Source organism: Pantoea sp. X-Soil-TKNS-1280 (assembly GCF_059730475.1).
In genome coordinates this window covers 238,411-248,824 of the sequence record NZ_AP035966.1, presented here as the reverse complement: position 1 = coordinate 248,824, position 10,414 = coordinate 238,411, and the positions used below count along the sequence as shown (strand labels likewise).

General features: G+C 41.8%; 5 protein-coding genes and 2 pseudogenes. 4 read left to right on the top strand and 3 right to left on the bottom strand.

Annotation, left to right across the window (positions count from 1 at the left end):
• Positions 1-3,613: 3,613 nt before the first annotated feature.
• Together AC6I8X_RS28360 and AC6I8X_RS28355 are read right to left on the bottom strand one after the other, a co-directional pair.
• A pseudogene (locus AC6I8X_RS28360) lies at positions 3,614-3,929 on the bottom strand (integrase core domain-containing protein); the annotation flags it as partial.
• Positions 3,930-4,102 (bottom strand): annotated as a pseudogene (locus AC6I8X_RS28355) (HAAAP family serine/threonine permease); the annotation flags it as partial. It lies immediately after the preceding pseudogene.
• Positions 4,103-5,221: 1,119 nt separating this feature from the next.
• Here AC6I8X_RS28355 and AC6I8X_RS28350 point away from each other — a divergent pair.
• The 4 genes from AC6I8X_RS28350 (at position 5,222) to AC6I8X_RS28335 (ending at position 8,590) form a co-directional block, all read left to right on the top strand.
• Entirely contained in the window at positions 5,222-6,040 is an 819-nt protein-coding gene (locus tag AC6I8X_RS28350; RefSeq protein WP_299456403.1) for a CPBP family intramembrane glutamic endopeptidase, read from the top strand.
• Positions 6,041-6,226: 186 nt separating this feature from the next.
• Positions 6,227-7,066: a MetQ/NlpA family ABC transporter substrate-binding protein gene (locus AC6I8X_RS28345; RefSeq protein ID WP_299456401.1), complete on the top strand. Its 840-nt coding sequence runs from the start codon at positions 6,227-6,229 to the stop codon at positions 7,064-7,066.
• A gap of 498 nt (positions 7,067-7,564) precedes the next feature.
• Complete coding sequence (locus AC6I8X_RS28340; protein WP_299456399.1) at positions 7,565-8,068, top strand: hypothetical protein; 504 nt, start codon at positions 7,565-7,567, stop codon at positions 8,066-8,068.
• Positions 8,069-8,590, top strand: coding sequence for a hypothetical protein (locus tag AC6I8X_RS28335; protein WP_299456397.1), 522 nt, complete (start codon positions 8,069-8,071; stop codon positions 8,588-8,590).
• 644 nt (positions 8,591-9,234) lie between these two features.
• On the opposite strand, the gene galK is transcribed toward AC6I8X_RS28335, so the two are convergent.
• Positions 9,235-10,383: a galactokinase gene (galK, locus tag AC6I8X_RS28330; protein WP_299456395.1), complete on the bottom strand. Its 1,149-nt coding sequence runs from the start codon at positions 10,381-10,383 to the stop codon at positions 9,235-9,237.
• Between the last annotated feature and the right edge of the window lie 31 nt (positions 10,384-10,414).

The window sequence follows — 10,414 nt, the reverse complement described above, 5'->3', positions numbered from 1 at the left end:
GCTTTAACCACATGATAAATATAAACTTTCTGATGCTTAGATCTTTAAGATCTTTATAAAGATCATATATAAGATCCTTATTAGATCAATATAAGATCCAATTCATTAGATCTATCCTGTGGATAATGGGTAAAAATGCAATCAAAACTCATCCATGCCTCGATTTTTAACCTTGTCCTATTTAGGTTTTTCAGTACATCTTTATTTGTTTAAAAAACCTCCAAAAATTGATAATTGAATACGAATTCAAATTTTTAAATACTAGGTGTGAAAAGCAATCTAGTTAATTATAACTATATGATAATTAACATTTTTTAATGTTACACTGTAACATTTAAATCTAATCAACTTTTTATCAGTCAATCTAAAAAGATATTCAGGAACAATATTAGACTTAGAAAAGAGAATCATCATGTCAGCACAATAGTATTCTCAGGTGGATTTAAAGCCATTAGCATTAAAAATAAAATGGTCTTCTCATGATAAATCCCTTCCCTCTGCATTATTTGGAATACTATTTTTCTCTAAATTGCATATTAGTAAGCTCATTTTTATCATCAGTTACTGTTTTTCCTAGTTATATAATTCAATTATTGGATAATAATTCTAAGCTTCGGTTAAGATAACGTGTATTTTAGATCTCACCAGAGCGTAAGCCTAGTAATTAGATTTTAAATCGAGAAATAAATAGTTGATTTGATGTCTGAAGTATTAAACGTAACCTTAATTATCATTATTTAGATTTATGGCTGTGTAAACCTACTAAATAGTAATAGCCAAATATGATTGATTTGCAAACAAACATCGGACAATTGAATTGCAATTCAGGCCAAAATGAATACTTTTGGTAAAGCAAATCAATATGATGCTCCAGCTTTCTTTCTGGATGTTATTTTATTATCGTTAAACTATAAGATTTTCATCCCAAATAGTCACACACGCGATACTTTGTTACCAACGTATATGAATTTGTTCTTTTTAAAACGAAGCTGTTTAGAAGTTAAAATTACTTTTTATTTTTTGTATTCAAATAGATGCTTTTTTAATTCAATTTTATCAGTTCACCGATGGTGTTTTCAGGCTGAAAATTGTCAAAATATAGATATAAATCAATAAGTTATATTGATTCAATAATGGAGTTAGCTCAAATCTCTTGAAGTTCAGCCGATAAGGTTTATATAAAAATTACATTTCAAATTGAATAAATTTGAGTTACAAGCGATCCAACACAATTCTCAGATGGTGACTGCAGTTGTTCAATAGTAATAATATCGATAAATAACTAACCTATTTATATGACATTTACGTCAATCTACTCTACCAAAAAACGAAATCATTATACTTATTGCAATATAATGGTTGCGAATTTCAAGAAGTTGAATTTACTCAGAAGCGCAAAAAATCATTTCTACATTCAAATCTAAATATTTGAATGTCAATATCGCTAGTTCAAAAGGTATGTTCGTAATTTAAAGGCATAGCTATTAAAGAATTGGTGTTTTTTTTCAATTAAGATTTATAGACCAAATATTAACATATTAATCAAGAATATAGATTTAGATAAACATTTTAAGAGAGGGAAATATAGGATATTGATAAACATTTATATACGATAGGGAATAGAAACATTATATTCAAACAAGTTTTGGATAATATCTCTCAAACATGTGCATGTCTGCATAAAAGACAAACATAAAAAATAAATTTATTAAGTCGAAAAAATCCAAATTTTAGTGGCTTTTATAAACATGCTCAATTAAAAAACGAGATATCAGCCAACGAGCGTATAGGGACTGTTAAATCTCAATTGACAAATGTTTTTGTACTTCATATAGAAAATAAATTTTTTAGCTTTCTCATATCTTCAGTAAAAAACAACGACTAGTATAATTTTAAGCATTGTGCATATCAGCTCAGGAGGAAACCAATTTTTTATATTTTTAATTACATTTCACCAATTAAAAGGATGGTAAACAAACATTTACTTTAGATACTATAAAAAAGCAAAATACCTTTTTTCATAAGATGTGCAATAGTGGGCATTATTCCATTTACATGAGACACGCCCTTTGGAAGTTTTCAGGCTGAAAATTATAACTTTCTTCCTTATATTCAGTATCTTATGATGAGTCATAGATGGTGAAGACCCTCTTAACCGGGTAGCGCAACAGCTTAAATAACAAATGCAATCTCTGTCCAAGCGGTTAAAACTGGAACCAATCAGTATCTGTTTAAATGGAAGGGAGGATAACCAAAAACTTAGCAAAAGGCTGTAATGAATAATGGATAAATAGAAAATGAGAGTGTACATAGGGTACGTTAGTTTGGAAAACAAATACTATTTGTGAAACTTATGAGTTTCAAGTTTTTAAAAAAGAAAATATGATTTCATATTTCTGTATATATGAAATATAAACTTTCATTATTCGTAGCTGAATATATTGTGACACAGTGACTCTAATTTAATTAATTAGAATAGAGAATATTCATCATTGTACTTTGCGTGTATTTGAACAACTAAATTATTAAATAAGGACATAAAGAGATTGCAAAATTGATGTTCAAAATAAAAAAAATGAAATCTCAGCGGTGACCAAAAGAAGAACTAAAATCCTAATTCATTTTTATTAACTTAATACCAACGCATAGGTATTAGAGAGAAATAAGAGAGGTTTAAAACGAGGTGATCATAATTTCACAAGGTTTCTGATTTAGAATGGAAAACACTATAAACTGGAGTTTTCAGGATGAAAAAAGAAAGCTTTAAGATTATTTTTCAATGAGTTAGCGCGCTAGCAGTAAGGTGAAAATTTCAATGCGTTATACCACATAAAGTGTAGTTTGAATCGAACAATAACCATCAAGGCATGCAGGATGGGAAAGAGTAGGGATTATCAGAGAGATTTTATAACCAGATCTGCCAATATTGAGTTGAACATCAATACTAGTAAATATAGTAGTGATTTGCTCAAAACTAAAAAATATCGAAGAAATATTAATTTCGAAGCAATACAAAAACAAAAAATCTTCTTGTGTTTTTCCATTCTTAACGAATTAGCAATTCAAAACACGTAAAATCTCACCACAAAATAAAAAACGAATAAATGAATACCAATACGAATTATTAACTGCTTAAAATGCAGGTACATGAATAAGAAGGAATCATAACCAAGAGGTGTGGAGTACTGGTTCGTACTTGCAGCGTAAAGAATAATGCGTAAAATTAAGAATAAGACGTTATGCTGCAAATAAATAGGAGGATGAATATCGTCAGAGTAAGTCTACACTAGAACAAACGGATAATATGAGAATAAAGACAACTAAAGTTGATATATGATCATGAGCTAAGAGTAGGAGTGAAGATTTCCCAAACCTCATGTAAGCAACTTCTCTAAAATAGATCTTATAATTTATCAATTAATTTAAAATAACTAATATGAAAAAATATGGTGTGTCAGTTTTTATTGATTGAGGATTTAATTTGTACAATCAGTAAATAGAAGTCATTGCTTTCCAATTTTTAATAAGTTTATATTTATATAGCATAATACGTATAATGAAACACACAAATATTCACTTGTAGTCTTGGGTTAAGAGACTATCGAATGATAATAATCGTTTTACCGCCCTGATCAATATAGCTGAACCAGTGATCATTCAGGCACTCATATCTAAATCGTCCATTATAAATCTCAATAAATCCCTTCTGCGTCGGCTTGCCCGGATGGATAAATCGCAGTTCCACGCCATGCTCAAAGGCCCGTGATCATGCGACCGGAGGCAAGTGCCTCAATGACGAAGTCCATCGACCAGCTCAGGTTTGGTGCATCCGTGCGAAGAAGCGGAAACCGCCCGTTCGCCATCCCTTTACGGCGTCGTGTGTGTCTTACGCTCAAGTGGTTAAGGTGGTAAATGCGGTATACCCTTTGTGGTTGACTGCCGGATAATACGAAACAGGTCATCCCACGATGAGAATAGAAAGTCAGAGGGAATGCGATTAACGTCCTCAGTATTAACTGTATCATCCAGCCAAGACCCGCATTGATTAGTAAAAAAGAACACCCGCGGCAATGGCTTTGCCGTATAAACTTAACATCCACACGGTGTCAGTATTTCGCTAACGACTTCTGTCAATCGCCGTTGCCCTTTCGGCATTGTAAAGACTCATGTCATTCTTCCTTATTATTGTGGGAGAGGTTTTTATTAAATTAAATGTATGGTAATGAGATTCATTTTTCTGCTGATAAATTTTTAGTTGTATATTTGATGGTGTAATGCAAAAGTGATTACCCAACAATTATATTGAGTATTTCTCAAGGTTAAATAGAAGTGCTGACTTATCTAATCAGTAATTTCTTAGGTTAAGAAAGAAACCTCAGATGATAAATTCATCATATTTCATATTAAAGCAGAAGGAATATAAATATTGCCGGTCAGAAGGGACGGCATTCCGTCCCAGGTTAGGTCATGTATTCCAGGTGTACCCGATTTGGATGATACAGATCGAGGTGATGAATTATGAGGCAACATCAAGGCTTCGGAGCCATTCATGGGTACAGCACTGTTTGCAATAACGGACATTTTTATGACGCTGCCTCGCGATAGACATCGCTTGGGTCTTACTGTAAGCCGATCCTAGGAAATGACAGACACCTTTGACGACATACGGGCATTCTCTGGTATGGAGAATGTTGCTATCAAGATAGTAGAAGGCTGATTTTTCCATGATCTTACCTCAGCATCGAATTTAACGGTCCGTTTACATCTTTATGGATGGCATAGTGCTGAATACAAATGATGCAAGGTCTGACCTTACCGAAGTTGTTGCTTGTGACCTCATGCGCAATAACCTCCTGGTCATAGCAACCAATGAGAATCATCTCTTCACTATTGTTACGTAAGTGATAGGTGTTTTTATGTAAGGTGTGATAGCCAGCACTATCTTTTGAAATGCTGAGGTACCAGGTTCTGGTGTTCATTTTTTATACCTTTTCATGAAGTAATGAAGGGTCCTGATAAGATGTCACACCAGTTTTCAATGCGGAAGTACACAATAAGGGTAAATTTGAAAAATAAGATACATCTTATGGATGTTTGCCTTGTAATTATGATTTAGGTCTGATGTGCGTCACAAAAATTGAATATATTCAATTTCTAATTGCTTATGTGATGTAACGCTCATCGTGCTGTTACAGGACACATAAGTTGATAAGAACAGACGATGTGGATATCGCTGGCGTTAGCGTTGGTGTTATTGCAGTTCAGTAAAAAAGCAGCTGTGGGGCTGCTGTTGGTAACGGTCATTGCCGCAGCGGTTTCTGGTGTTCTCGACTGGTTGGCATTGCTTTTTCTAGTGGCACTCCTGTTAATGGGGTATGTCCGGTTGCGGTTTGGTGATAACAACATTGTGCTGCTGGCAACGGAGTTGCTGGTTTTGGCATTCGCCTGTGGCCTGATGATCCATTGGGTATTCGGATTTCATAACGTAAAAGTTATCGACCATGCCAGCGCCGGACCTGAAAGTACACCGTTCTCGATGTATTACAATTTTGACAAGGCATTGCTGCTGTTTGTGTTGCTTATAGCAATGCGATCTCTCTTTGTCTCGGCGACGTCTGATAAGCCCGCTAAGTGGCAGTGGTTGTTGCTGGTTGCCGCTGTTCCCGCGCTATTGCTGGTGGCAGTTTTGCTCGGGGGGTTAAAGCCGGAAAGCCATGCACCACACTGGTTATTCAAGTTTATCTTTGCGAACATCTTTTTCGTCTCACTGGCTGAAGAAGCGATGTTCTGCGGCTACCTGCAGCAGCGTCTGTCCGGTTTTATGCATTCGGTTCTGGCATTGTTTATCGCGGCACTGAGTTTTGGCGCAATGCATCTGGCCGGGGGGATTATGCTGGTTGTCTTTGCGGCTCTAGCAGGTGTTATTTATGGGCTGGCCTGGATGTGGAGCGGGCGGCTGTGGGTGGCGGTACTTTTTCATGCCGGACTCAATATTCTTCACCTGCTTTTCTTTACTTATCCTGCGGCAGCGCATGGGTAATAATCTGTGAAGGATGATTTCGCTGATGCACTTATAATTAAGTGCATCAGCGTTTCATCTATTGTTTATTTTATAAATTACATTGCCAGATAAATCATAATAAAAATCCGGTCAACTCCGTATACTGCCGCTATCTGTCATCACGACAGTGAATAATTAATGACCTATATCATTTGGGGATAACTTATGCTCATACGCCTGGCTTATGCCAAAAATAAAACTATGCCACTTTTATTCGCGACCACAGGCGCTGTCCTGCTGGCAATGGTTTTACTGTCACCGCTGAGAACGGTACATGCTGCAGATAAAACCGCAGTTAAAGTCGGTATTATGAGTGGTGAGGACGAAGATGTCTGGCGCGAAGTGGTAAAACAAGCTGCCAGCAAAGGGTTGACGGTTAAAACCGTGGTGTTTAACGATTACAACCAGCCGAATGAAGCGCTGCAAAAAGGTGAGGTGGATGCCAATGCGTTTCAGCACCAGCCGTTCCTTGATAATCAGATTAAAGTTAATCACTACGATATCGTGCGTGTCGGTGATACTGCCGTATGGCCGATCGGTCTTTACTCGAAAAAGGTCAAATCAGTGGCTGATTTAAAATCGGGTGCGGTGATCGGTGTCCCTAATGATCCGGCTAACGAAGCGCGTGGTCTGAACTTATTGCAACGGGAAGGCGTGCTAAAACTGAAACCGGGCGCAGGTATTTTGGCGACTACTGCTGATATCATTGACAACCCAAGGCATATTCAAATCAAAGAGCTGGATGCGGGCATTATTGGTCGTTCCGTACCGGATTTAGATGCCGCGATCGTGAATACCGATTGGGCGCTGAAAAGTGGCCTGACAAAGCAGGAGCGCATCGCTCAGGAAGGGATAAAAAATAATCCCTATAACAACTTTATTGCTGTGAAAAAAGAGAACGTCAACGTGCCATGGGTGAAAACGCTGGTGGCGTCGTATCAGAATGATGCCGTGAAGAAGGTGTTTGACCAGGTGTATAAAGGGACCGGGATCACCGCCTGGTAAAACAACCGACATGAGCGGTATTTGCTCATGTCGGACAGTTAGCGGTTTTTATGGCTGGTTGAAGAAATTCTCCAGCCATTTCTTATTTTGTGTACCAAATTGGATATTGGGCTATCCGGTGTAACAAAACCGATAGTTATTGCCCTTTCTAAAGTCTCCATTTTTGAGATTTCTCTCCTGCGAATAGTCAATATTCTTAATTGCCTTGGTGGAGTCTGAGGCAGCTTTACGTAACATGGCACAAAAAAATAGTTTCTTCCCTTCTAAGAAAGCCGCACACGGAAAAAAATTATCCTTCCGCCTGATTAATTACTTTGATTTACACCAGGTGGAATATATGGCTATCAATAATCTTCGCAACGCCAATACGTTGACAACGAATTCAAATGACACCCAGCCAGTCATGTTAAAAGCCTAGGCTAAACCCACCAGCGCGAATTCAGCAGCTGAGGCTATGAAGCGTTCGCCCCGGAAATTATAACGCTGAACTGGTGCCTGATGAAGTCCGCTGACGTCAGACATGACTGGACCCGGGATGCCTACATCAACAGCGCCCTGGCCCATATCATAGAAAGTGAACCGGAACTGGGAAAACCACTGGAGCGTAAGTCCGGCCTGGAACTGCTTGACCCAAAAAGCGGCAGGGCTATCCCGCTGCAGTCGCTGCACCTGTTAGATACACACAAGTTCGCGCAGCTCTGGGCAATTGATTCCGTCTACTGTGACGTGATAGCGACCGACATTGAAGCACTGTGGGGAGAAAATGCTGCCAATGCCGTTGACGCAGCGCGATATGTCTGGTTTACAGACAGGCTGGACAACCCCGGGGTTGAACGCTGTGGAAAAGCATCCTATGCCGATGCGCAGAGATATCGCGATTTTAAAGAGATGCTGAAACAGAAGCGCGCAGAAAGCAGCGAAAAGATCCGGCCTGACTTAAGCCCTGAGTCCGCTGAAGAAATGATCCAGAAAATCGTCAGCAACTGGAAAGACCAGAAATAGATGTTGCAGGAATTCCGCACGCTCGGGACTAGCAGGGAGCATGTGACGGCGATTGAGTCGGCAAAGGCAATACAAAGCCTGTCCGCGCAGAAGGCCAGACTGCAGAAACAGGTGAAAGCGGCCGCGGGTGATGCAGCAAAGGCATTAAATGGCATAGTCCGGGCGCTGACGCCGAATGATTCGGGGCGGACGGTTCCGATGGAGACGGGGGAACAGAAGCTGACTACCCGTAAAGTGGTGAGTGCAGCCTCCGTGCTTGCCGGTGCACTGCAAACTGCACAGGCGGCCCTGCTGAATAAAACACAGCTGAGAGCATCAGGTATTGCTGAGCAGGCAGCGGAAGTCTACGTCGCCCTGAATGCATCGGAGACAGCCCTGAAGCAGGCCACTGACACGATGAACGGGGCCATTGAAGCATCATACGGGGATAGCGATTACGACTGGATGCTGCCTTCAAAGCGGCCCTGCAAGAACACCATGAGCCTTTTAAAGGCGCCTGCCAGGAGATCGGAACAGCACTGAATCAGGCAAAGAACGCACTGACGGCGATCGGCAGTGCACCGGAGCTGTCGACGAAGCCGGGCAGACTCTCGGCGGCACAGGATGCCAATCGTTACGCAGCCGACGCGTTAACAGAACTGTGCTTTAACTTCAAAATGGCGAACGTCCTGGTCAGGGAGGAAAGTCTCCGCCCGCATGTCACTGCGGCTGCGGCGTCGGTGTATGAAATGTCTGCGGTGCTGACGGATATGTAGGCGGCGTTACCGAATGCTGCGGTGTTCTTCAGCCATGGCGGCAACCGAGAACTGGCTGAGTTCACGGTGGATAAGCTGCGGAAGCTGGCAGAGTGCGCGAAAAATGCCACCTCGAAGCGCGGGTCATATGATCAGACAGCATAACCAGGGGGTTCTTGATCGCCAATATAAGCTTGACAAAAAACTCCCTGCTAATAGGGTCATAACAATACCTGACCAAAGATTTTCGAGGAGTAAATGAAGCGGATGGGGTGGCAATGAGGGAGAGAATGTCAATGAATGCTGGCATAGAATGTATCCTGCTACCCCGGATAATGCCGATTTCGAGGCTGCCGTCAGTGCCCGCGCGAAACGGCGGATGCCACGCAGCGCACCAGCCTGTACGGCAAGGGTGGTGCGTTGATGTATGTATTAGCTCAACCCCGCCCCTGCAAAAGCCTTGCTTACATAGAAGGTTTCTTTAATGCCGGTTTTCGCTTCGTATTGTGATTCCACTGCGGCTTTCACGGCTGGCACCAGTGCTTCGGGAACCAGTGCGACGATGCAGCCACCAAATCCGCCGCCGGTCATCCGCACGCCACCTTTCTCACCGATGGTCGCTTTGACAATCTCTACCAGCGTGTCGATTTGTGGCACGGTGATTTCAAAGTCATCGCGCATCGAGGCATGAGATTCCGCCATAAGTACGCTGATGCGTTGCAAGTCACCTTTTTCCAGCGCACAGGCGGCTTCAACCGTACGGGCGTTTTCGGTTAATACGTGACGAACGCGTTTAGCCACCACCGGATCCAGCTCATGGGCGACCGCGTTAAACCGTTCGATACTCACGTCGCGCAGTGCTTTTACCTGGAAGAAGCGTGCACCGGCCTCACACTGCTCGCGGCGGGTGTTGTACTCGCTACTCACCAGTGTGCGTTTAAAGTTGCTGTTAATGATGATGATGGCGACATCGTCCGGCATGGAGACCGCCTTGTTGTCCAGTGAACGGCAGTCGATCAGCAGCGCGCTGCCTTTTTTACCCAGCGCGGAGATCAGCTGGTCCATAATGCCGCAGTGGCAGCCAACAAACTTGTTTTCTGCTTCCTGTCCGTTCAGGGCGATTTGTGTGCCGTCAAGCGGGAGATGGTACAACTGCCTGAAAACAGTACCGATGGCCACTTCCAGCGAGGCGGATGAGCTTAGGCCCGCGCCCTGTGGAACGTTGCCGCTGACCACCAAATCCGCGCCGTCAAAGTTCTTGTTACGCTTTTGCAGATGTTTCACTACACCACGCACGTAGTTTGACCACTGCTGGGTATCGTGGCTCACGATTGGGGCGTCCAGCGAGAATTCATCCTGCTGGTTGTCGTAATCGGCGGCGATAACGCGCACGGTCCGGTCCGGGCGCGGTGCACAACTGATAACTGTCTGGTAATCGATGGCGCAGGGCAGTACAAAACCATCGTTATAATCGGTATGTTCGCCGATCAGGTTTACGCGCCCCGGAGCCTGGATAGTATGTGTGGCAGGGTAGCCAAATTTTTCGGTAAACAGGAATTGTGTTTTTTCTTTCAGACTCATGATGAAACTCCGGGTTCGCGAAAACGGATGA

Excerpts from the sequence above, each read along its gene's own strand:
- AC6I8X_RS28350 (WP_299456403.1), top strand. The coding sequence starts at position 5,222 with ATGTGGATATCGCTGGCGTTAGCGTTGGTGTTATTGCAGTTCAGTAAA.
- AC6I8X_RS28345 (WP_299456401.1), top strand. The coding sequence starts at position 6,227 with ATGCTCATACGCCTGGCTTATGCCAAAAATAAAACTATGCCACTTTTA.
- AC6I8X_RS28340 (WP_299456399.1), top strand. The coding sequence starts at position 7,565 with ATGAAGTCCGCTGACGTCAGACATGACTGGACCCGGGATGCCTACATC.
- AC6I8X_RS28335 (WP_299456397.1), top strand. The coding sequence starts at position 8,069 with ATGTTGCAGGAATTCCGCACGCTCGGGACTAGCAGGGAGCATGTGACG.
- galK (WP_299456395.1), bottom strand. The coding sequence starts at position 10,383 with ATGAGTCTGAAAGAAAAAACACAATTCCTGTTTACCGAAAAATTTGGC.